Origin of the sequence: Pseudogracilibacillus sp. ICA-222130, assembly GCF_037892545.1 — a bacterium.
Classification (GTDB): Bacteria; Bacillota; Bacilli; order Bacillales; family Amphibacillaceae; genus Pseudogracilibacillus.
Window position 1 is genome coordinate 1 of the sequence record NZ_JBBKBG010000025.1, and the last position, 23209, is coordinate 23209.

At 32.9% G+C, this 23209-nt stretch carries 26 protein-coding genes; 9 read left to right on the forward strand and 17 right to left on the reverse strand.

Translation table 11 applies throughout. From position 1 onward, the window contains the following. Positions 1-83 precede the first annotated feature (83 nt). From WKT09_RS13815 to WKT09_RS10110, 5 genes are all read left to right on the forward strand, one after another. Entirely contained in the window at positions 84-344 is a 261-nt protein-coding gene (locus WKT09_RS13815) for a DUF4181 domain-containing protein (RefSeq protein ID WP_445324018.1), read from the forward strand. Positions 345-1225: 881 nt separating this feature from the next. Continuing rightward, positions 1226-1369, forward strand: a complete 144-nt coding sequence (locus WKT09_RS10100; protein WP_336268114.1) for a hypothetical protein — start codon at positions 1226-1228, stop codon at positions 1367-1369. Between the two features lie 323 nt (positions 1370-1692). Next, positions 1693-1851, forward strand: a complete 159-nt coding sequence (locus tag WKT09_RS10105; protein ID WP_336268113.1) for a hypothetical protein — start codon at positions 1693-1695, stop codon at positions 1849-1851. Between the two features lie 229 nt (positions 1852-2080). After that, complete coding sequence (locus WKT09_RS13820) at positions 2081-2218, forward strand: type II toxin-antitoxin system prevent-host-death family antitoxin (RefSeq protein ID WP_442962032.1); 138 nt, start codon at positions 2081-2083, stop codon at positions 2216-2218. A 94-nt stretch (positions 2219-2312) separates the two neighbouring features. Then, a complete protein-coding gene (locus tag WKT09_RS10110; RefSeq protein WP_340415915.1) occupies positions 2313-2555 on the forward strand; it encodes a hypothetical protein in 243 nt (80 codons plus the stop codon). A 418-nt stretch (positions 2556-2973) separates the two neighbouring features. On the opposite strand, the gene WKT09_RS10115 is transcribed toward WKT09_RS10110, so the two are convergent. The 5 genes from WKT09_RS10115 to WKT09_RS10135 form a co-directional block, all read right to left on the reverse strand. Then, positions 2974-3852: an AraC family transcriptional regulator gene (locus WKT09_RS10115; RefSeq protein WP_340415916.1), complete on the reverse strand. Its 879-nt coding sequence runs from the start codon at positions 3850-3852 to the stop codon at positions 2974-2976. A gap of 243 nt (positions 3853-4095) precedes the next feature. Further along, positions 4096-4698: a protein adenylyltransferase Fic gene (gene fic, locus WKT09_RS10120; RefSeq protein WP_445324022.1), complete on the reverse strand. Its 603-nt coding sequence runs from the start codon at positions 4696-4698 to the stop codon at positions 4096-4098. Between the two features lie 374 nt (positions 4699-5072). Further along, positions 5073-6647, reverse strand: coding sequence for a Vga family ABC-F type ribosomal protection protein (locus WKT09_RS10125; protein WP_340415918.1), 1575 nt, complete (start codon positions 6645-6647; stop codon positions 5073-5075). 604 nt (positions 6648-7251) lie between these two features. After that, a complete protein-coding gene (locus tag WKT09_RS10130) occupies positions 7252-7473 on the reverse strand; it encodes a hypothetical protein (RefSeq protein ID WP_340415919.1) in 222 nt (73 codons plus the stop codon). 22 nt (positions 7474-7495) lie between these two features. Continuing rightward, a complete protein-coding gene (locus tag WKT09_RS10135) occupies positions 7496-8209 on the reverse strand; it encodes a GAP family protein (RefSeq protein WP_340415920.1) in 714 nt (237 codons plus the stop codon). A 101-nt stretch (positions 8210-8310) separates the two neighbouring features. Here WKT09_RS10135 and WKT09_RS10140 point away from each other — a divergent pair, with 101 nt between their 5' ends. Continuing rightward, a complete protein-coding gene (locus tag WKT09_RS10140) occupies positions 8311-8904 on the forward strand; it encodes a TetR/AcrR family transcriptional regulator (RefSeq protein ID WP_340415921.1) in 594 nt (197 codons plus the stop codon). A gap of 802 nt (positions 8905-9706) precedes the next feature. Here the strand turns inward: WKT09_RS10140 and WKT09_RS10145 are convergent. After that, positions 9707-10558 (reverse strand): VOC family protein, encoded by an 852-nt coding sequence (locus tag WKT09_RS10145; protein ID WP_340415922.1) that lies wholly within the window; start codon positions 10556-10558, stop codon positions 9707-9709. A 150-nt stretch (positions 10559-10708) separates the two neighbouring features. Between WKT09_RS10145 and WKT09_RS10150 the strand changes: the two genes are divergently transcribed. Further along, positions 10709-11014, forward strand: a complete 306-nt coding sequence (locus tag WKT09_RS10150) for a winged helix-turn-helix transcriptional regulator (protein ID WP_340415923.1) — start codon at positions 10709-10711, stop codon at positions 11012-11014. A gap of 714 nt (positions 11015-11728) precedes the next feature. Here the strand turns inward: WKT09_RS10150 and WKT09_RS10155 are convergent. The 6 genes from WKT09_RS10155 to WKT09_RS10180 all read right to left on the reverse strand — a co-directional run bounded on the left by WKT09_RS10155 (position 11729) and on the right by WKT09_RS10180 (position 16165). Beyond that, positions 11729-11875 (reverse strand): conjugal transfer protein, encoded by a 147-nt coding sequence (locus tag WKT09_RS10155; RefSeq protein WP_340415924.1) that lies wholly within the window; start codon positions 11873-11875, stop codon positions 11729-11731. Positions 11876-12248: 373 nt separating this feature from the next. Beyond that, the gene (locus WKT09_RS10160; protein WP_445324019.1) at positions 12249-12377 is read right to left on the reverse strand and encodes a helix-turn-helix domain-containing protein; all 129 of its coding nucleotides are present in this window, start codon (positions 12375-12377) and stop codon (positions 12249-12251) included. A gap of 888 nt (positions 12378-13265) precedes the next feature. Continuing rightward, positions 13266-13472 carry a hypothetical protein gene (locus WKT09_RS10165; RefSeq protein WP_340415925.1) on the reverse strand — a complete coding sequence of 69 codons (207 nt, stop codon included), beginning with the start codon at positions 13470-13472 and terminating at the stop codon, positions 13266-13268. A gap of 164 nt (positions 13473-13636) precedes the next feature. Next, positions 13637-13858 carry a hypothetical protein gene (locus WKT09_RS10170; protein ID WP_033826641.1) on the reverse strand — a complete coding sequence of 74 codons (222 nt, stop codon included), beginning with the start codon at positions 13856-13858 and terminating at the stop codon, positions 13637-13639. Between the two features lie 613 nt (positions 13859-14471). Then, entirely contained in the window at positions 14472-15497 is a 1026-nt protein-coding gene (locus WKT09_RS10175) for a sensor histidine kinase (protein WP_340415926.1), read from the reverse strand. After that, the gene (locus WKT09_RS10180) at positions 15494-16165 is read right to left on the reverse strand and encodes a response regulator transcription factor (protein ID WP_340415927.1); all 672 of its coding nucleotides are present in this window, start codon (positions 16163-16165) and stop codon (positions 15494-15496) included. Before WKT09_RS10180 ends, WKT09_RS10175 begins: the two co-directional genes overlap by 4 nt. Before the next feature lie 206 nt (positions 16166-16371). Here WKT09_RS10180 and drcA point away from each other — a divergent pair, with 206 nt between their 5' ends. Then, positions 16372-17139: a daptomycin efflux ABC transporter ATP-binding protein drcA gene (drcA, locus tag WKT09_RS10185; RefSeq protein ID WP_164216705.1), complete on the forward strand. Its 768-nt coding sequence runs from the start codon at positions 16372-16374 to the stop codon at positions 17137-17139. After that, positions 17126-19051, forward strand: a complete 1926-nt coding sequence (locus WKT09_RS10190; RefSeq protein WP_340415928.1) for an ABC transporter permease — start codon at positions 17126-17128, stop codon at positions 19049-19051. The genes drcA and WKT09_RS10190 overlap by 14 nt, the downstream gene beginning before the upstream one ends. A 727-nt stretch (positions 19052-19778) precedes the next feature. On the opposite strand, the gene WKT09_RS10200 is transcribed toward WKT09_RS10190, so the two are convergent. The 5 genes from WKT09_RS10200 to WKT09_RS13825 form a co-directional block, all read right to left on the reverse strand. After that, entirely contained in the window at positions 19779-20033 is a 255-nt protein-coding gene (locus WKT09_RS10200; RefSeq protein WP_340415929.1) for a helix-turn-helix domain-containing protein, read from the reverse strand. Continuing rightward, positions 20017-20454 (reverse strand): RNA polymerase sigma factor, encoded by a 438-nt coding sequence (locus WKT09_RS10205; protein WP_340415930.1) that lies wholly within the window; start codon positions 20452-20454, stop codon positions 20017-20019. Before WKT09_RS10205 ends, WKT09_RS10200 begins: the two co-directional genes overlap by 17 nt. 696 nt (positions 20455-21150) lie before the next feature. After that, positions 21151-21552, reverse strand: a complete 402-nt coding sequence (locus WKT09_RS10210) for a nuclear transport factor 2 family protein (protein WP_340415931.1) — start codon at positions 21550-21552, stop codon at positions 21151-21153. A gap of 183 nt (positions 21553-21735) precedes the next feature. Next, entirely contained in the window at positions 21736-22596 is an 861-nt protein-coding gene (locus WKT09_RS10215; RefSeq protein WP_340415932.1) for an AraC family transcriptional regulator, read from the reverse strand. A gap of 168 nt (positions 22597-22764) precedes the next feature. Beyond that, entirely contained in the window at positions 22765-22989 is a 225-nt protein-coding gene (locus WKT09_RS13825; protein ID WP_445324020.1) for a hypothetical protein, read from the reverse strand. Between the last annotated feature and the right edge of the window lie 220 nt (positions 22990-23209).

A 23209-nucleotide genomic window follows, 5' to 3' on the forward strand; every position in this document is an offset into this window, starting at 1 on the left:
AGGACACATCCCCCTATAATTTATTGTAAGGACTTAACTAAGATGTGTCCATGAAACTATACTAGCACCAAAATAGAAACAAATTGTTATTAAAAATTGAATTTATTTTACTCATTGGCTTCCTTGTTTCCAGCCTAATTTTTATAAATATGTTTGTAGATCATGATTACTATCCCTTTATTCCAGGAATTATTTTTCTATTCCTTATCCTAGTAGAATGTATTACATTTGTGGAACTATGGTTATATCATCGTGAAGAAAGAGCTTATTATTATTCACTGTCAGCTGCAATTATGTATCTATTAATATTTATTTCTACATTTTTCATAAATGATTTTTCTTGAATGGTTTATGTAATAATGGACTTACCTTATGCTTATAGTAATAATTCAAAATTTTAATGGAGGATAATATTCTATGATTTATTATAAAAAAGTAAGAATTTTGCAAGTTTTTTTAAGTATTATTTTTTTAATTATATTGCTACTCCTAAATTTCCTTTTAAATAAATATGGTTTACCGGTAAATCCCAAGCATATGCTATATTTAAGTAATGGATTATTTTTTATTATCATATCTTATTTTTATATACTCATTGGTCTACAATTTAAAGTAAATAAAACTATACTGAAACATAAATGTTGGAGTAAATTACCTTTCGTTACCCTTTGTGTTTCATCTCTATTATTTATAATTTTTATAATAAGTTATAATACTTTTTCAGTTACCTCAAAAGTTGAATCCTTTTTAATTTTAATCGGCATTGTATTTTTTGTCTTATTATACTTTGTTTTTATCTTATCCTTGCTTAATATGTTTAATAAGAATAAAGAAAAAGTTATACATTATACATATCTATGGGCACTAATCCCATTAGTAATATTGTTAATATTATTTTTAATCAATTAAGAGCGCTGTAGCATCACTATTTAAACTTATTTTTAAAATAAACATGGAAACAAAATCGTTTTCTGATCCCATGTTTATTATTTTTTATATTTAGTTATAAAAAAATATGCTCTGCACTATTGTTAGATAAGTAGCACAAGTGCAAGGATAAATATTTCTATTTTTCAAGATAAGTCATCCATCACAAAACAACATACGAACATACGTTCTTGTTTTAGCATAATTTATATGATATTATAAACATGCAGTCTAAGTTATATGGGTGCTTGGTTGTCACAATGTCCCTTTCTCTCACAAGATAAGGGAGGTGATAGCCATGGAAATACTACTCGATTTCTTAAAAGATATTTTAAAAGTAATCATTCGTGCAATTAGTGCGTATGTATTTCACAAAATTCTTTTTAAAAACGAGAAAACCACCCGAAGCCGTCGCAAGCGTAAGGGTGGTTCTCAAAAATAAACTTTTGTGACAACCACTACCTGTACGGCTGTGGCTGCAAAAGAGAAGTGTTGACGCACTTCTCTTTTAATATCTATCTCCATTTTACATGCAAAAGATACAAAAATCAATATGTTGGCTACGCACTTTACAAATGAGTGTCTACTTTTATTCTTGGTAGGATTTTTTCATCCAAATTATAGAAATTTGTAAAATTATGATCAGAAATTTTGATCAACTACACTTGTAAATTTTATATATCTTCCTGTAATAATACCCATATGATAAACTAAGCATTAATACAAATAATTTTAAATAGACTTTTTCGTAGAAGGAGAATACAGATGAACTACTTACTATATTCATTATATGCTTTAATGTTAGGTATCCTTGCTTTCTTTACTGGAGAAATTGTAACATTTATCATGCTTGGCTTTATTCTTATTGCGCTTATTAATATAAATACGACATTGAAAAAAATTATAACTAAAATGGATGAATAGTCTTTGATTTAAATATCGGTTAGGAGTATTCTCGTTAAAAAGACGTTAGTATTTTAACGTATGCTCTTTGGAAAATAAGGATTTATATATCTTTATTTCCCCTAAAAAGTCTACTTATTCGTCATTGTAGTTGGTGTTATATGCTTTCAGTTGTTCCAACCGAATCTAGCATGGGAATAATGAACGTAAATTTATATACTGCAGAAGGAAATTAATAAAAAAGCATTCTGTGAAATCTTTACGAATTGAATTATCACAGTTTTGTCATGAGAGCGGAAAACCTATGTACATTACAAAGAATGGAAAAGTGGATTTAGCAGTAATGAGTATTGCCACATACGAAAAGCTCACAGAAAAATTTGAATAATACAGTTTGTTTGAAGCTGGATTAAAGTCTGCGGAAAATGATAACGGTAAACCATTTACGAAGTAATTTCTAAATTGGAAAAGGATAATCTTGAATGACTGTCTTTCAAGTTGTCATAACAGAACATGCCGAACACGATGTACAATCCATTATTGACTATGTTTCAAAAAAGCAACAAACCCCATCAGCTACTCAGTCCTTTCTAAACCAAGTATCCAATAATTTCCATCACCTAAAAACATTACCAAAACGTTTTCCTTTAGTAAACGATATAATTCTGGCTCATCAAGGAATTCAAATAAAGTTGATCATTATCTTATTTTTATACCGTGTCTGAATCGCTCAAACGTGTAACAATTATGCGAATATTATATACTAAATGTAATTGGAAAGCGTTATTATAACTGATCTATCTTATTCAAAAAAGGTATCTATTTAAAATTCAATCGAATAGATACCTATGTTATTTTTTATAGTATAAATTAATCCCTAGACATCAATGCTACACACTCCACATAGGACGAATAGATAAAGTGGATGTATTTTCGATTTTAGTGAAAGGCTCGTATGCAAGGACATGTCGACTTAATGGGACGAGTTGATAGAATTGATGTATTTGCGATTTTTAATGAAATAGTCGTATGCGGGAACATATCGACTATTTCGTACGTTCGTGGGAACATATCCACCAATCGTACCGTTTACAAAAAGGGCACTCTTGCTAGGAGTGCCCTCAATCATAAAAATCGGTGTAATTAATAGTCTTTTTTCTTTACCGGAATCCAGATTTCGCTTCGATACTTTGGATTTCCAGTGTCTGGACTCTCGTTCCACAAAATTTCTGGGCCTTCAACTAACTCATAACTCGAAGTCGGAAACCACTCTGAGTATATTCTACCCCATACATTTTGAAGTGTCTCTGGGAATGGTCCAATCGATTCAAATACTGCCCAGGTACAAGCATCAATTTTTAATACATCAAATTCTGCTGTTTCATCACCTGAAGTTGCTACCCCGATGTAATGATCCAACTCGCCCTTTTCTTCCATTCTTCCTTCTGAAAAATTAGTGGAAGCACTAATAATACCCATTGGTTCTACATTTGAGATTGCTTTTAATTGTTTAATAACCTCCGGTGTTAAAAATTCGGTCATTTGTGCAATCTCTTGATTGACACCTTCAAAAATAATTGGGACTCTCTTCTTAAATCCTACTAACTTAAAAGGTCCTTTCTCAACAATACGATAGTTCATTTCGCATCCTCCTTTAATTGATAATTGAAAGGTCATTCGTGGATAAGCTTTTAATTGTGTATTCTCACTCCTTGCCTCAGAAGGGAGAATACCATGCAGGGAATGAAAAGCACGGGAAAATGAATCGGCCGAATTATAGCCATATTTGACGGCTACATCAATTATTCTCAAATCCTTATCTTTTAAATCAATTGCAGCCAACGACAGTCTTCTTCTCCGAATATATTCTGATAAACTTATGCCTGCTAAAAATGAAAACATCCGCTTAAAATGATACTCTGAACAGTGAGCAATTTTAGATACTTCACTATAGTCAATTTCCTCTGTTAAGTGCTCATCAATATATGTCAATGCATTATTCATACTTCTTAAAGAATCCATTGAACAACCTCCTTTCATCATCAACATTATCAAAGGGTGCGTTTTTCTATCCGACAATCTGTGCACAATATAGTCGATTCTGTTTTAAAGACAGTACCAGGTATGCAAACAATTTCGAATTGTGTCTGTATCTGGTACTACTAATTATATTATAAAGCATCCCTGTCACTCATACAGTTCAAAATATTCCGAATTTAATGAGTGACAGGGAGGATTGACTAGTTTTAACTCTTAAGTCTCATCCTATAGCTCTTCTGTCTTATAAACATAATACCCTTCATAATGGTAACTTGCGTCGATTCCATTAAAATAAACATCTCGATCATTGATTTTATTTGTTAAAGCTGCTTTCAAAAGAACTTTAATTTCAACATCTTTTATTGGACTTCTTTCCATTGCTAAAAGATAATCTTCTTTATTAATTCTACTCCAATCAACAACTTGTTTTAATTTCTTTTTCAATATATTGTCAAGCCATATTCTCATACTTCTTCCATTGCTTTCTCTAAAAGGATGAGCGATATTCATCTCAACATATTTTTCAATAATTTCATCAAAAGTGGATTGAGGCATTTTTTCAATATTTTGAAGGGCAAATCCTAGATATATCACAGGTGCAAAACGAAAATTGCCTTTTATAATATTTACATCACGGATTTTTCCAACGAATTCATAAATTTCTCCGAATAGATAATCATGAATTTTCGATAAGGCTTTATAAGTTCCAACTTCCAAAGAATTTAAAAAGCCAGTTTCAAACATTTCCAAAGCTTTTTTCTTACTAATTTTTTCCTCCACACGTGCTAGTTCCGCAGCATTTATAATACCTAATTTATTTTCAAGCACCATTACTTTACCCTCCTCTTAACATAATTTTCATTTTATAAGACAAAGTTCATGAATATACGACAAAACAATCATAATATCTCTTTTATAACGTAATGATACAGATTAACGTATTAATTTAAAAGAGCAGCCGTTAAATTGAAGTCAATATCTGTTCTATCCACTCCCTAATTGATTATTGCTACTGTCTACTCAACCTGGTTATTTTTCCGACACTCTTGATCTGTTCTCACAAACAAAGAAACACCCATTTCGACGAGTTGACAAAATAGATGTTTCTTCTTAAAACATTGCTATATCAATATTTATTACCTAGACATCAATACCACGCACTCTACATGGGACGTTCGTGGGAACATATCAATAGGTTTGCTTTATTCCCCTCTAGTCAGTTCTTTCTTTTCTTTCAATAATCTTTGAAATTCATCTTCTAACTCTTGCGAAGGTTCCAAGCTCAACCTACCCAAAACATCAGATATTTTAGTTTCAATTAATAAAAGTTGGTCATCATTGTTAGACTTTGTTTTATTCTCCAGCCACTCTTCATATGCTTCGTACGATCCATCGAATACTGTTATCTTACCATCTTTTATATCAATTATTTTTGTAGCTATATTTTTTACTAACATTCGGTCGTGAGTAACAAATAGAATCGTTCCATGATAACTTTTCATTAATGTTTCTAGCGCTTCTAAAGATGCAATGTCTAAAAAGTTAGTCGGCTCATCTAAAACGAGCATATTCACCTCACTTAAAAATAGTTTAGCTAAAGCTAGCTTTACTTTTTCACCACCACTTAATATGCCTACCTTTTTATAGACATCTTCATCCCAAAAATGCATTCTTGCTAAAACTGTTCTTATTAATGTCTCATTTTGACTAGAGGTCGATTGTACATTTTCTATGATTGATTTCTCATCATTTAGGATGGTTAAGTGTTGAGAGAAGTAACCTATCTTTACTTTTTCTGGAATTGTCACTCCTTCATCTTGCTTCACTATTTTTTTAAGCAACGTTGTTTTACCTGAGCCATTTTTTCCAATGATAGCAACTTTATCTCCTCCATATAAATATAAGCTAAAGGGTTCCCAGAGCTTACGTTCTTCAATCTCTCCCTTAATATTTTCAGCACGTAATACAGATTGGTTTGTTAAGTTTTCTTCATTTAACATATCCATCTTAATTTCAGGCAGCTCTTTCACCTTGTCAACCTTATCCAATTGTTCCAGTCTTGTTTCTAAAGCTTTTGCCGAACTTCTCAGCTTTTTCTGTATGTTGGCGTAGTGGGTTTTAGCACCCACTATTCTCGCTTCAGATGAACTTAGATTCTTAGGTTTTTTTGTTGCTCGTTGAGCTCTTTCTTCTTTTTGACGTATTGCTCTTTCTAATTTTTGTTTCTCACGTTCATACTTTTCAAATTCAGTTTGTTTCTGTTTTTTAAGTATTTCTTTTTGCTTTGCATATTCATCATAATTTCCTTTAAATATTTTTAACGTATTATTTTCAATTTCCCATATGTCAGTACATACATTATTTAAAAATGTCCGATCATGTGATACTACGACAGCTGCTCCTTGATAGTTTCTTATCTTTTTTTCTAGCCAAGCAATTCTTTCCGTATCTAAGTGCGTTGTCGGTTCATCTAAAAGCAGTAAGCCTGGATTCCCATTGAATGCGTTCTGTAAATATTGCTGTGTTATTTCGCCACCACTTTTCTCCAATCTTGATTCTTTAAATTGTGGCACTAATTTCACAGAGGTAAAAGGAGAGATATTACCTTCATCAGGTAATTCTTCACCTGTAATAATTTTTAATAGGCTTGTTTTTCCTGTTCCATTCCTACCTACTAAGCCTATACGTTGATTATCATGCACTTGTATTAAATCAATATCAAATAGCACTCTGTCATGTAATTGTTTTTTGATTGATGTTCCTTCAAATAATAGCATAATCCCATCTCCTTATATTGAGGGGATATAAAAAACCCCCTAATTCCATTCAGAATAGGAGGTCAGTAAAATTTGTAAGTATACACCTAAAAAGCATTACAAAATTAGGGTAAACCACATTGCACAATACAATCCTATTCTGAAAATGATACATAAAACGCTCCACAAATAACCTAGCTTAAGTTATTGACTCACTATTTTATGTTGATTTTCTTTAATAAATAGAATTAATTGTTCATTGTGATATAGTAACACCCTTTCTCGTATCATTTAATCTAAATATAAGCTTTCTATATGTCTCTGTCAATATTTCTATGCTTTACTTAGATAAGAAATTAAATCTTATTCTGATCAAAGCGAAAATAACTAATCGGATGGGAGTTACAATTCAAGAAAATCCCAAGCCATCTTTCTGGAATGTTTTCTAAACTCCTTGTAATGTTTTCTCTTAATTCATTTTCTCGCTTCTCGTACAGCAAACTTGCTTAACTATTATCACGAACATTTCTAGTCTAACATTGGCTACTAATAACGCTTAGACAAACATTTTTCACCTAAGTGTTCAATTTTTGTTACGATAAGCTGTGAATAGAGATAAGGTTCTTTATCTACCATTTCTAGATGAACTAGATTTTTTCATAGAAAATAAACCAATAACCCCACCAATAACAATCAATAAAATATCTATCGCAATTTCCCAACCTTGAAACGCACCAATATAATTCACTAAAAACCAGCTTTTTCCACCGTTTGTCAAATGATTGATCAAACCTCCTACTCCTTGGATTAGGAAAAGTAAACTCATTCCGCTAATAATTTCTTTCATATCAAACACCCCATTCATTTTTTTAATGTAAAATACCTCTAATACCAATATTAAAAAATACTGCACCTACTACACCTATTGCTACTAATAGTGAAGAAATCGGTGCTTCATTTAACTTTATTTTTATTTTGTCCAAAAAATGCTGTAACTTAACTTTAAAAACAATACTAATCCCTATCAATAATAGAGAAGGAAGCACCATTACAAGATTATACCCCATTATTACAACGATAGATGAAACCGACGGAATTGACAGATGATTTAATAAAAAAATCGAATAGAAATAAGGCAATGCCGTTATAAATTCTATAAGAAACACAATAACCCCCAAAATAATAATTCCCTTTATTGTTGTCTGTCTAGGAATCCATGACGTAAGACGTTCTATTGTGCCCTCTTTTGGTTTTATGAAGCTAACTAAAACAAGAAGTGTTCCTGTAACAGTATAGAACCAATTGATAAAATCAAATTTAGATAAACTGTTAATCAATCCCAATAATTGATCTCCACCAAAGTACAGTACTAAACCAATCATAAAATAACCTAACTGAATAACAATTAAAAATACCATTAGACGGGAAGCTAGCTGATTAGGTTGTGTAAGTAATAAATAGCCAGTAATAGCCAGCACACCAGGACTTAATATATCAATTAAGGCACAAATGGTAATGATAAGTAGAGCTACGGACATATCTATTGATGAAGATGGCATCATAGCTTCAATAATCTCAATCAAATAATTAGTCCCCCTTTTTAAAATGTGATATCATTTAAATAACACACTGTACTAAAAAGATAATAACACACTGTGTCAAGAAAGGGAAGTGATATTTATCCATGTCAAAATTTGTTGATCATAACAAGAAACGAAAGTTAATTGCTGAAGCTGCATGGAAGATTATTGAGAATGAAGGTATTGAGAAAGTATCCATACGAAGAGTCGCAACTGAGGCAGGAATGTCCCCTGGTGCGTTAAGACATTATTTTTCAACGAAAGATGAAATGCTACTGTTTATTATAGAATACTTCATAGAAGAAGGAAAAAAACGTTCTGATCAGAAAAATTGGTCAAAAAATCCATTACAGGCAGTTGAGGAAGTGTTACTGGAGCTTGTTCCAATCGACGAAGAAAAGAAAATTGAAACGAGTGTTTGGTGGATTTTTGCCCTCCGTTCCCTAACGAGTGATGTATTAAAAGAGAAGAAAGACGAAATGACTAACGGTACATATGATTTAGCAAATTCAATGATTAAGATATTAACTCTAAAAGGTATATTATCAGATTCAGTTAATACAGATTTAGAAAGCAGTCGGTTATCTGCACTAATTGAAGGGCTGTCATTCCATGCTTTGATAAGACCTGATATTTATACCCCTGAAAAGGTGAAGGAAGTAATCAATTATCATTTAAAAACGCTCTGTAATAAATAAACTATACTCGGAAGTAGATAATTCATTCTTATTAGATTATCTACTTCCACCCTTATGGATATTAATATCGATTTCCTACAATGGAAAACCTTATTGAAAAGTTATGGAAAAATACATAAAATATTCGGTATCCTAATTAGAAAAACTAGAGTAATTGTTGTGTTTTATACTTAAATGGCAAATGTATATTATGAAAAGAATTGGTGGTGGAATTAGCAAAAGATTATTTTAACTAACAAATGATTCTTTTGGTGTTACAAACGTTTCCCCAATTTCACAACTGTCTCCACATGGTATGCATTTTCATTTCCCATATACATCCTACTCCAATAGGACTGATTAAGCAATGGTATGCCATAATCAACATAAACCCTTTTCAAATTATGATAAGATATATCAAGCTTCTTAGATGCTTATGTCATTCCAACAGACCAGATTTCACCATATAAATCTTTCCTAGAAATCGATAACAAAATACCACCCCATCTTGTTTCATTTACTTATATTCCATTACTATTGAAATTATCGGCCAATTTAACATAAAAAGACTCATGCCTTTTCCGACATGAGCTCGTTAGGTATTCATATTATATTTCCTTTTCAACTTCAATCCCTGATTTAAACTCGATTGTTAGCTTTTTTTCATGTACACATATCCTACCTATACTTCCATATCTGCATTTGCAAACTTCGAATCAAGTAATGGTAAATGATAGTCTACTGAATCAACTCTCTACATATTGAGCATTATTACGTTACTTGCAAATACCTCGTTAAATAAACCTACCCTCTATATAGTATATTAGTCAACAATTAAGCAAATTTTAGTATGTGATGGATCATACGTAAAAAAACTTCCATTTTCTTCGAAGACTGTTACCCCAATATCCTTTAATCCTGCTATTTTATCATCTCTTATTTCTTCACTTGGAAATACAATCGTATAAGCTGCGAGACCTGTTTCTGTTTTTTTGGCATGTCTTATATGCCTACCTGCCCACGTGTTAAATGCGATATGATGATGATAATCATAATCTGAAATAAATAATGCAGCAGTTCCATAACGATTAACAACCGAAAACCCAAGACCATCAACATAGAAACGTTCATTTTCTTCTAAGTTATTCACCTGTAAGTGCACATGTCCCATCATTGTATTTTTCGGTAAACCTTGCCAACTACTAACTGGCTGCTCTTTTAACAAACTTTCAAAGTCAACAGGCTCTGTAGTCATTGCAACTTGTCCATTTTCCCAAGTCCATTTATTCGAATCTCTGTCAACATAAATCTCAATCCCATTACCATCTAAATCTGCCAAATATAATGCTTCACTCACTAAATGATCTCCAGAACCAAATCGAACACCTAGTTCAATAAAATGTCTCACAACTTGTGCTAAATCTGCACGATTTGGTAATAATAATGCAAAATGATATAAACCTGTCGTTTGTTCTTTTTTTGATTGGACACCCTTTGGCTCCATAATCGTTAACAATGTATCTTTTCCATTTGTTGTAAATGACACTTTTGATTCAGATTGATCTTTAATCGATAAACCAACTACTTCTGTATAAAAACGCGTTGATTTTTCTAAGTCACTTACCTTCAACTGAACTTCCCCTACATAAATAGCTGGCTTTTCATGAAATTTCATTATCACTCTACCTCTTCCTTTTTGCCTATTAGTTACTTTATGTAAGTAACTATACTATAGAATGTTTACAATAACAAATAAGTTGCCTAGTTTAAATAATTAACTTTTAAAGTATTATTATTTATAATAGATTTAAAGGAGCTGATCATTTTGGATACACTCATTTGTCCAAAGTTCGAAAAAGCAATGGATTTAATTAATAAAAGATGGGTTGGAATGATTGTCTATCAATTGCTTTCTGGACCACAACGTTTCTGTACAATCGAAGGATCAATTGGTATTAGTGGACGTGTGTTATCTGAACGTTTAAAAGAATTGGAACAAGAAGGAATTATTAAACGAGATGTATTTCCAGAAACACCGGTTCGAATAGAATATTCTTTAACGGAAAAAGGTATGGACTTGGAACCAATCTTGAAACAAATCGAAATTTGGTCTCAGCATTGGATGAAATAATTAGTTTCCTAACATTATTTTCCCTTAAAAATAGTACACCCCGAGTAATTAGATTTTTTGTCTAACTATAGGGGTGTACATCAATACTTGTAGCGTTTACGGTTTATAGTTCATAAAATAAATGAATGAAAAAATGACTTACAAATAATTTTTTTATGCATCGTCTCTTAAACTTATTTTGCATATTATTGAACTAATTCTGTCATTTTACTTTAATAGTTATTTCCGATTTAAATTTTCCATCTATATTTTTTATATATGTAGTAATCTTTTCAATCGCCTATCTTACAAGTTGTTCATCATACGCTTCTAATTCAAATATTTTCATTTTTAATAATTTTGCTATTTCACTCAGCCTTTCTTTCCTATTATCCTGTTCTGTTATTACAAATTGTAATTTTTGTTTTTCTTCTTTATCTTTGTAACTATGATTGAAATCTTTATTTGAAACGATAAATAGATTTTAAAATAAAAATACGACCACAATTACTTTAAATTGTAGTCGACGTACGATCTTCCTCTGTCGTGTCCCCACACCCCAGATCAATTACCACTGAAAAGGTAATGTGGTTTTTCAGTACTTTATTGCTCGTTTTTCACCTTCTCCTACAAACACGAAATGCTTGTATAAGTGTTTAAAACCAAGAATTTCTATTTAGTTTCTTTTTGTAACCACGCCACACACTCCACATGTATCGCCAATAGAAACACAATTCAGCCTGTAATATCAGAAATAATGCCATATTCTTTCATTAATTTATTTTTAACCATGTAATATTCTTTCTCAGTAATCCATTTACGGGTTAGCAGTTGTTTTAACATAGCAATTTGCATACTATAAAGAATCAAATTCTGTTTCAAAAAACACGCCCCCTTATAATTAATCAACTAAAAATCAGACGGCTGTTGGTACAGCTCCACGGGAATTTCACCCCTGCAAGTATTCCTTCCAGCCCTACTCATAGCTTGCGACGCTTTGAACGTTCGAACCATGACGGTAGAGGAGTATCATTATCCATACTGATGGGTTATCGCCAGCAATCCACCACGATTGCATTAGACTCATAGATAATCGCTCGTTTCTATCGAAAGTCATGGCGTATGAATCAAGTGGCTCATCATCAGTAGAACGTATCTGATTTTCGGTCTATACTGCACGGCGTTATCTTCCGTGATTTCTTTGTCAAAGAACAAATATATGATGAATGAAAGGGAAAACCTAACCATTCTGTATTCAAATTTTGAAAGCTAAAACAGATTGCATAAGCTTCGTCCGTAAGCGTTCGCGTGTATCTTCATCGATGCCCCAATACGTATTACCACGCTCATTGTTTTCCATAATAGTATTAATCATCCCATTCATCTGCATGCTTCTCAAAAAAGCGTCTTAACGGTTTAAAAGAACTCGTTCGCCTATACTGTACTGTACTACGTGAAATGTTGAACAATTGACCGATTTTTACATCAGAAAGATTAAAAAAGTAGTATAGTAGGATGATAATACGCTTCTAAACTGGCAAGCTATGCATCGCTTTTGCAAGAAGTGTAGGAGTAGTTCTCTTACCAGCTACTTGATTGTTCTTCTATTCCTTCTCCCTCGTAGTGTATGTCTAAGGTATAGAGCTGATTTTCTTCTTGCAGTGTTAAAATTGAAAATGTTATCCCCTTAGATAGCTGTTTCTGCCGTTCAGTACGAGAAGGCTCCATACACTCATCTCCCTTCGAAACTGTAAAGATGTGTGATGATTTCCCCTTTCATTATCTTCAACAATTTTTTTGTAAAATGCCAAAAATCAGAGAAAAAGTTTTAAAAAATAACCCAACTGAATATTAACAGTTAGGTAGAATCATTTTTATTATTAAGAACCAAAACAAGAAATACTTTAAATGTCAAACTCTATTTTATTACAATTCACATAAAAACTAATCGAACATAATAATGAATAATACAAAAATAAAGTTTTTTTTAAATCATTTCTTATCTGTTAAACGTAATGAAACTTGAAAGGTCTAGCTAAATAAAATAGTAAGAACATAAAAATATAACCAAATAAAAATCTTAAATAAAGTATTTGAGCCTCAGTTGATTTTCAAAAGTCATAGCATATGCATGTTGAAACCATGGATAATATTTCCCATACTTGGAACTGGAGATAAAAAGAGGACATATAACTTTGATTTATCGTGGTATTAATAGAACCATTTTTGAAAAGTTCGATCAAAAAATAATAAAAACCTGTTATAGCTATTTTCAATTACTCATTTTTTTATCAATTAGTAATAATACTGTCAACATAACCACACTAAATACCACTATAAACAGAAATAACAAGTATAACGTCATCAATCCTTCAAATGTCTTATCAAACTCCAAAAGAGTAAAATCCGGATCATACATCGCACCCATGGAAATATATCTAGCAACTTCAAAATAAATAATATGAAAGATAATACTCATCCATAGTGTTCCTGCATACTTTCTATATAGCTGTAAAGCAATTCAAAAAGTGAAGAGCAATATAAAATAAACTATAGTAATTTCAATTAGCTCACTAAAGAATATTGGCTCCAATGCCATCACCATAATCGGCACACAGATGAAAATTAATGGTTGTAAATCAGCTAGATGATGAAACGAAATTTCTTATGTAACTCTTCAAATATTAATCCATGAATAAAGACTTCCTCTGGAAATGCTTCATAGATAAATGCTGTCACTGTATTGATTAAAACTGTAGTTAAAACACTTGCTGTTAAGTTTAACCTGACATTTTCAATGCCAATAAATAAAAAAACTGTTAAAATACCTGATACAAGTAATGTAAAAGGTAACGTAATTACCACGATCAATTTAGATCGTGAATTTACACCCTTCAATCCTATTTTTAGACATGGATGGATTTTTACTTTTAAACATATAGAGTACCTTGTAAAAGCATACCTATTTGCGAACCATACCTAGAATTTCTATCAAATATGTCAAACATTACCGAATACAAAGAGAAATAATGAAACGGGTATAAAATACAAAAGTAACCGACTAATACTGAATTTCGACGAATCCAATTGAATGCTCCTTTTTTATTAATGTAATATTGATTTAAACTACGTATTAAGTCTATAGTTTCAGTTCACTTATTGTTTTTAAATTAAGATCGACCCTACTATCGACATCTACTGTTGGAAACAATTCACTAAACCTTATTTAATTTAATAGCTCTTATAAACAAAAAATCCGCCGGTCTTCTTCCATTCTAGCTCCAGATAAATGAATATTTTTTACGTCTTTTATTACCTTATTTTTGATTGCGTTAACCTTTTGTTACCCTAATTCACTTACTATTGACTATATTATTTAATATTTATTAAGCCTTACGAAAAACATTATTCTACTTGAACACCTTTAATTTGATACTTTTTTTCCGATTAACCAATTTCTTTAACCCCACCATTATACTTATAGATGATAATAATTTCTGATTTTTGGAAAGTGGATGATGACCTTCGTATATTTCCCATCTTCTGAATGAATGGAAAGGTCATGGCCTAATTTAAGAGCCATTTCTTTTGCAAGGTAGAGACCTAAACCGGTAGATTTGGCATGACTTCTCCCAATAGATCCTGTAAATCCTTTTTCAAATACGCGGCTGATATCCTCTGGCTTAATTCCAATGCCTGTATCTTGAATCTGTAGCCGCTTTTCTTTTCGATCTTCCTCAAATTGTACGGAGATTTCCCCGCCTTCACCTGTATATTTTAAAGAATTTGAAAAAACTTGATCCATAATAAAACCAAGCCATTTACTGTCGGTATGGACAACCTGTTCAATATTGTCCATATGAAAACGAATTTGCTTGTTGATAAAAGATTTGGCAAATTTCTTTACACTATTTTTAGCGACTTGATCCAACACTACCTCGGAAATAAAATAATCTTTGGAAAAAGAATCAATGCGAGAATAATAAAGAGCCTGCTCCACGTAATTTTCGATTCTATCCAACTCATCTTCAAACTTGTCCACAAGGTTTTCAACAGTTCTTCCATTACTGTTTTCCATAAGCAAGCGACCTGCCGCAATCGGAACCTTGACTTCATGAATCCAAGATGTAATAAAGTCTTGATGATCCATTTTTTCGTTATACAACTTTTGTAATTGATCGCCATGCACACTATTTACTTTTTTTAATAACTCAAGATATAACAGTTGTTCATCGTTTCGCGGTTTAGGCAGAGTTGCGAGAAATTCTTCATGATTACTTTCAACCAAATCATTTAATTCCCGATAAAATTCTCTATTGTAATAGTATTCGATGATTACGTATATAGCTACTATAAAAAAGATAACCATATTGATATAGACGATATTACTTACAGCGTTTCTGGAATCTGTGCTCACAATCATCATCACAGAAACAAAGAACATAATGATCATGTTTAATATAAAGAAATTCCGTTTATCTTTTAAGTAATGAAAGAAATTCATTGAATTATATAACCTTGTCCTTTCTTAGTTGTAATAAAGTGTTCTTTTCCAAGTTCAACAAGTTTTTTACGCAGACGAGCAATATTAACCGTCAATGTATTTTCGTCCACGAAATTTTCATTTTTCCAAAGGCTACGCATCATTTTCGTACGACTGACGATGATTCCTTTATTTTTCATAAGAATTTTTAAAATAAGAAATTCTGTTTTCGTGAGTTCCGATTTTCTATCTCCATGTAAGACCTCTCCGTTTTCAAGATTTAATATAATTCCATCATGTTCCATTGTCTGAGATTGTGTTTCCATATAGGAATACGTTCTGCGAAGGAGTGCATTAATTTTTGCAATCAATACATCCATATGGAAAGGTTTTTGAATATAATCATCTCCTCCCATGTTCATCGACATCACTATATCCATTGGTGTATCACGGGAAGAGAGAAAAATCATAGGGACCTTTGAAATTTCTCTGATTTTATTACACCAGTAAAATCCGTCAAACGATGGCAAATTGATATCCATGATGACTAGGTGAGGATCATGATTAAGAAATACCTGCATGATTTGGTCAAAGTCTTCGATCTTAACGGTTTCAAAACCCCACTTTACTAATGTTTCCCCTACCATATCACGAATGGTCAAATCATCTTCCACAATCATGATTTTCATTCCTCTTCCCTCCAAACAATCATCCTTCTTTAACATCATATTAATTGAATATCGACCAACATACAAAGAAAACATCGTGTTTAAAGATATTTTTTATCAATGTGACGAAAATGTAAGGTTACGAGATTAAGTTGTAAGTTTATATTAAGGCTTCCTATTGTACAATTAAATTGTAGAAAAAACAGCTCTGAATGGAGGATTTATATATGAATATTGTAGTCGAAGCAAAACAAATAAAAAAAGTCTATGGTGCAAAGGGAAATGTATTTTCAGCTTTGGAGGATATAGACTTAACGGTCATGGAAGGTGAATTCGTCGGTATTATGGGACCCTCGGGTGCTGGTAAATCAACTTTACTAAATATATTGGCAACTATTGACGAGCCGACTACGGGTAACATCGTGGTTGACGGAATCAATTTGACAAAGATGAATGAAGAACAATTATCTGCCTTTCGCCGTGACAAACTTGGTTTCCTTTTTCAAGACTATAATTTATTAGATACTTTAACTGTGAAAGAAAATATTATCTTGCCGTTAGCCTTGGCAAAATTGAACATTAAAGAATTGGAACGAAGAGCAGATGAAGTGGCAGATAAATTTGGCATTCGCGACATTTTAAATAAGTACCCGTATCAAATTTCTGGTGGACAAAAGCAACGCACGGCAGCTTCTCGAGCGATTATTTCAAAGCCAAGCCTAATATTGGCAGATGAACCAACAGGTGCGTTGGATTCGAAATCAGCAACAGACTTGTTAGAAAGTTTAAAGGATCTAAATGAACAAGACAAGGCAACCATTTTAATGGTTACCCATGATGCTTATGCGGCAAGTTATTGTAATCGCGTCCTATTTATTAAAGACGGTAAAATCTTCACAGAACTTGTAAAAGGGAAAAGATCCCGCAAAGAATTTTTCAACAAGGTGTTGGATGTTCTATCCGCACTGGGGGGTGGAGCAAATGACGTTATTTAGTTTAGCAAGGAAAAATATTAAAGGTAATTTCAATAATTATTTTGTCTATTTTGTTACGCTCGTATTAAGCATGGTTATTTATTATACGTTCACTTCCTTGCAATATAGCGAAAAAATTCAGGAAAGCATTGAATTGTCGGATACAATGAGTTTCATGTTTGGGGTATCATCAATTATCTTAATTTTATTCGTAGCAATCTTTATTTTGTACTCCAATTCATTCTTCACAAGAAAAAGGAAGAAAGAAGTCGGATTGTACGCCATACTTGGTTTACGCAAGAAAACCATTGCAAAAATGTTGTTTTATGAAAATTTGATTATGGGAATCATTGCAATAGTTATTGGAATTATTCTTGGAACCTTACTTTCCAAATTATTTGCAATGATTTTAATAAAACTTATGGGTTCAATTGCCGAGGTGGACTTCGGTATTTCCATTCTAGCGATTACCCAAACAGTCATAGTCTTTATGGTCATTATTTTATTCACTTCCGTTCAAGGTTACCGTTTGATTTATCGTTTTACATTAATCGAATTATTCTATGATGAGAAAAAAGGAGAACAAATTCCAAAGGTTTCACTTATTTCGGCTGTTATCGGAGTTATATTGCTTGTCGTTAGTTACTGGCTGATATTAAAACCATTTCCTGACGAATTTACTACGGAATATTTAATAAAAAATTATGGGATTGCTTTTGTTGCTCTCGTCATTGGCACCCATTTATTTTTTCGATCTGTAACGGTCTATTTATTAAGATTATCACAAAAAAATAAGTCGCGTTATTACAGAGGAACTAGAATAATTGAAACATCTCGTTTACTGTTTCGTATTAGAGGGAATGCACGTACCTTTACAGTCATTGCATTGTTGAGTGCTGCTACGATCTGTTTCTTAGGTGCAACTTACAGTGGGTATTACAGCAACGAAAAAAGAGCTAAGGAAGTTGTTCCGTTCAGCTATTCGCATTTGTCAAAAGGTCCAGAATTTGATTCGCAGGTGGAGAGCATAATAAAAGCAGATCATCGACATCCAATAAAAGCCAAACTAGACATACCCGTCATTCAGGTAAAAGGAATACTCTCATTTCAACTGGATTATGACATAAATCCTGTGAAATTAATCTCAGAAAGTACATTTAATAAAGCAGCGAATGCTTTAAATAAGGATGAAACAGTCTCACTATCAGGAAATCAAGCAGCAGTAATCCAGCCAAGGTTTACTGAATATACGAAGTCGGTTTTTAAAGGAGAAAATATAACGATTCAATTGCCTCAAGGAAGCAGCGAACTGCCATTTGTTCATATGGTTGAAAGTAATGTGCTACCTTTCGATTATCCCGATTTCTTTCTCGTAGTCAGTAACGAAATGTTTGCCAAGATAGCCAAAAAAGAGGCACCATTAACTTATAAAGTGTATGAAGTGGAAAATGAAGTAACAGCACAAGCCACATCAAAGAAAGTAAATAAACTGGTTGGAAACGATTTTCAAGTTTCTTCATCATTTTATACGGAGTATAAGCAAGGTAAAGAAGGAAACGCACTTACTCTCTTTATTTTTGGATTTTTGGGACTTGTATTTTTAACGGCAAGTGGAAGTATCATTTATTTCAAACAGTTAACAGAAGCGGATGAGGCGAAAGGACACTATGAAATCCTTAGAAAAATCGGTGTCAATAAAAAGGATATACGTAAATCAATCAAAAGACAGTCATTATTTGTGTTCGGATTGCCACTAACCGTAGGAATATTGCACAGTTGTGTGACATTGTACTTTACTAGCAACTTTATGTCTAATCTCATTGGAATCAATCTTATCTTCCCTATTCTAATGGCTATAGTCTTCTTTGTTATCATCTATGCAGTCTATTACGTATTAACTGTTAATACGTACAATCGCATTGTAAACAAATAAGAGCGAAACATCTCTCGAATGTTCGGTTCGAGAGGTGTTTTGTCATGCATTCCTTTGTTAAAAAAATCCTCATTACTCTGGAATCTAGACCGATTATATTATTGAAGTTCAAATTGAACATCCTTAAATCTTCTAACAACAAAAAATCGAATGATTGGAAATATGATAACTCCCATACAAAATGTATCGCCAATAGAAACACAATTCAGCCTGTAATATCAGAAATAATGCCATATTCTTTCATTAATTTATTTTTTAACCATGTAATATTCTTTCTCAGTAATCAATTTACGGGTTAGCAGTTGTTTTAACATAGCAATTTGCATACTATAAGGAATCAAGTTCTGTTTCAAAAAAACACGCCCCCTTATAATTAATCAATTAAAATCAGACGGCTGTTGGTTCAGCTCCACGGGAATTTCACCCCTGCAAGTATTCCTTCCAGCCCTACTCATAGCTTGCGACGCTTTGAACGCTCGAACCATGACGATAGGGGAGTATCATTATCCTAACTGATGGGTTATCGCCAGCAATCCACCACAATTGCATTAGATTCACAAATTATCGCTCGTTCCTAACGGAAGTCATGGCGTATGAATCAAGTGGCTCATCATCAGTAGAACGTATCTGATTTTTAAGTTTATACTGCACAGCGTTATCTTCCGTGATTTCTTTGTCAAAGAACAAATATATGATGAATGAAAGGGAAAACCTAACCATTCTGTATTCAAATTTTGAAAGCTAAAACAGATTGCATAAGCTTCGTCCGTAAGCGTTCGCGTGTATCTTCATCGATGCCCCAATAAGTGTTTCCTTGTTCATCACGAAGCTTACGCATGGATAGGCTTGTCATATAGCTTCCATAATGTAGAACAACTACTTTCATTGCATCTGGCTCACCCTTATTTGCAGTTAGAATAATTGGGTATGGCAATAAGCCACGCTCGTTATTTTCAACATTAGAATTAATCGTCCCATTCATCTGCATGTTCCTCCAAAAACCGCTTTAACCGTTCAAAAGAGCTTGTCCGTCTATACTGAACGGTACTGCGTGGAATATCGAGTAGTTGACCAATTTCCACATCAGACAGTTGAAAGAAATAGTATAGTAGGACAGTAATACGCTTTTCTTTTGGCAAGGTACGCATGGCTTCAGCAAGTAATTTCGGAGTGATTTTCGTTCCAGCCACTTGAAAACTTTGTCCTTCTTCTCCTTCATATTGCTTATCTAAGGTAAAGAGTTGATTTTCTTCTTGTGGTGTGAGATCAGAAAATGTCATCTCCTTTGCTTGTCGTTGTTGCCTTTCGTTGTAAATATTGATTGCTTCATTTTTCAATACACGTTTACAAAAAGTATTAAATGCACAGCGAACTTGCCACTCGGTACGATTTAGTTCTATCATGCATTTCCTCTCCCTTCGCAACTGCAAAGGTGGGCGATGATTTCCCCTTTCATAACCTTCAACAAGTTTTTTTATGAAATGCCAAAGATTTGAGAGATTTTTTAAAAAAATTATCCAAATTACAAAAAACTCAACTGAACATAATTCAGTTGAGTTTCATAATTTATTTATATTTAATTAAGTAATATATGCAGATATATAAATTGTGCCCGTAGTTATCTCGGAAAGTTCCAAATTCTTTACAAATATCAAATGTTATCTAATTAGAATAAAAATAAATAACATGACGATATCCTATTTTCAATATCACCATGTTCTTAAAATTAATACTTATTCTAGAACTATGAACCTATTGCTTCCCACCTAATATTTAATCAAATGTATGAAACCTTTTCCACTGCAGTTTATGCCTAATATACTAATAAGGTTGTTTTTGAACAAAATATTGTGTCAACCAATTAAAAATGGAATAGGAAGTAGGCAAGCTTATTTCTTATTCTTATTATTGATAATAAACAAAGCAAAGACTGCAGCAAAACAACTAAATACACCTATCCATAAAACAGGTTCCAAAATGATCTACTCCTTGTTAATAAATTTATACCGCACTCCAAGTAACTGGTTATTGAAAAATCACCTCTTTATGAAAAGAGATAGAGTTCCAAAAAGAAACTTCCAGTGCGAGCTCATTAACAATTAAGATGTTTTGATAATATAAGAAGTGATTGCTTTAATTTTTGAATTTTTACCAAAGCCTCTGAAGTTATATACATCGCAAAAAGCAACACTTTCCTTATCGTTTAGTATTAAAGTTCCATTTACAGAACCTGTATTTCCGTGTGTGATGATGTTCTGTATACGTAACTGTTGAACTTTACAATTTTTCATTTGATGTAACGCTTTTTCAAAATCACCTTTTCCCCGAATTAGTTTATCACCGATGATTTCCCAAACCACATCATCTGTCATCCAATCCATACAAAATTCTATTTCATTTTTGACAAAAGCGATACTAAGATCTCTAAGCAGCTCTTTTTTAGGTGAGTTTCCACAATTCTCAGCACATTCTATCTTTATATTTTCAGAATGAGTCTCCATTGTCTCCATCTCCTTCTTTGGTTATATAATACTATCTTTAAATACTATTATTTCAAAATCCGCAATTCAAGCAAATATTTAGTAGAATATCAAACCAATGACCTCGAATCTTTCCATCGAGGTCATTAAAACGCATCTGCTGGGTTTTTACAATTAGAAGGTTATTCCGGGATATATTTTCCGCTATTTGACTGGAACCCAGATTTCAGTTTTAGCTGTGGAGCTGGTCGGATCAGGACTTTTATATACTTCCAGAGACGGTGCACCGCTATGTTCATAATCATTGGACGGAAACCACTCTGAATATATTTTTTTCCATGTCTTCGGCACCACATCAGCTACGGGCCCCACGGCTTCAAAAATCGCCCACTTTGCAGCAGATACTTCGTAGCTGAATAATCCATCAGGTGTGCTACCTTTGTATTCAGTACCCACCCAATATTCAATCTCATTGTCCTCTTTACTATAATCTACTGTTGCTCCAATTAAACCTGATATTTGACCGTTATTCAAGCCTAGCAATTGGTTAATAGTACCGTCCTGCCCGACTTGGGACCAAAAACGACCGATATCCCGAGACGGACCGATATCCCCGTCACAATTAAGCCGTTCTTTCACCCCCACAACCTGGAAGGATTCCCGTTCTATCAATTGATAATTCATCGGTTCGACTCCTTTCACATTCACCTGTATCACCAGGCGGTTATAAGATTGTAAATTGCCCATTCCTTTACGCGCTTCACTCGGCGTAAGCCCGTGTTGTTTATGAAATGCTTTGGTAAAAGATTCAGGAGTTTGATAGCCATATTTGTAGGCAAGGTCAATAATCTTTGTACAACTGTTGCATAATTCATGAGCTGCTTTTGTCAGGCGGCGTCGCCTCAAATATTCTCCTACAGTCATATCCGTCAAAATAACAAAAGTACGTTGAAAATGATAGGGAGATAGATGAGCTTGTTCAGCAATGTCTTTAATCGTAATGTCATCCAGCAGATGGGCTTCCATGTATTCGATTGCTTTTTGTAATGATTCTACCAGTGCCATATGGTTCACTCCTTAATTACATGTTAACTTATTAAACCCTCTAAATCCTGTCATTTTGTGCTTATTTAGGACAGTTTTCCCTTACGTAAATATCATACCAACATAAACCAAATGAATTAGTCAATTTTCATAACCTGTTAGCACAGCAAGTAGTCGATATTTTCTATATCATTTTTTCAACTCATATCTTAACAATAGATTGCCAGAATCAAATGATGTTACTGATTTAAGTGTCAATCCAAATTGTTTAACCTGGGCATTGATCTTCGCTGCTAATTCAGCCTCCATCAGTTGTTTGCAGAGCCACTGCAGCATGGAAAACATGGGATCTTGTTCCGACATGAATTGTAATAGCATTTGTTCAAAAGATAAGGTAGAATTCGGGTAAGCCATCGTCTTCAACTCCTTTTGGTTTGCGAGACACTTACCTATTCGGAGTTGCCGATGGCTTTTCCTCTTTCTACTTTTGCGAACTTAATTATACATGATCCTCCTTCATAGGTTGTGTTCTAAAAAAGAACGAACTTAATACTCCTTTTAAAAACCTTTTTTAAAAAACAAAACGACGGTTTTATGATTCCAAATACAATCATGGGAAAGCTTGAAACAAATG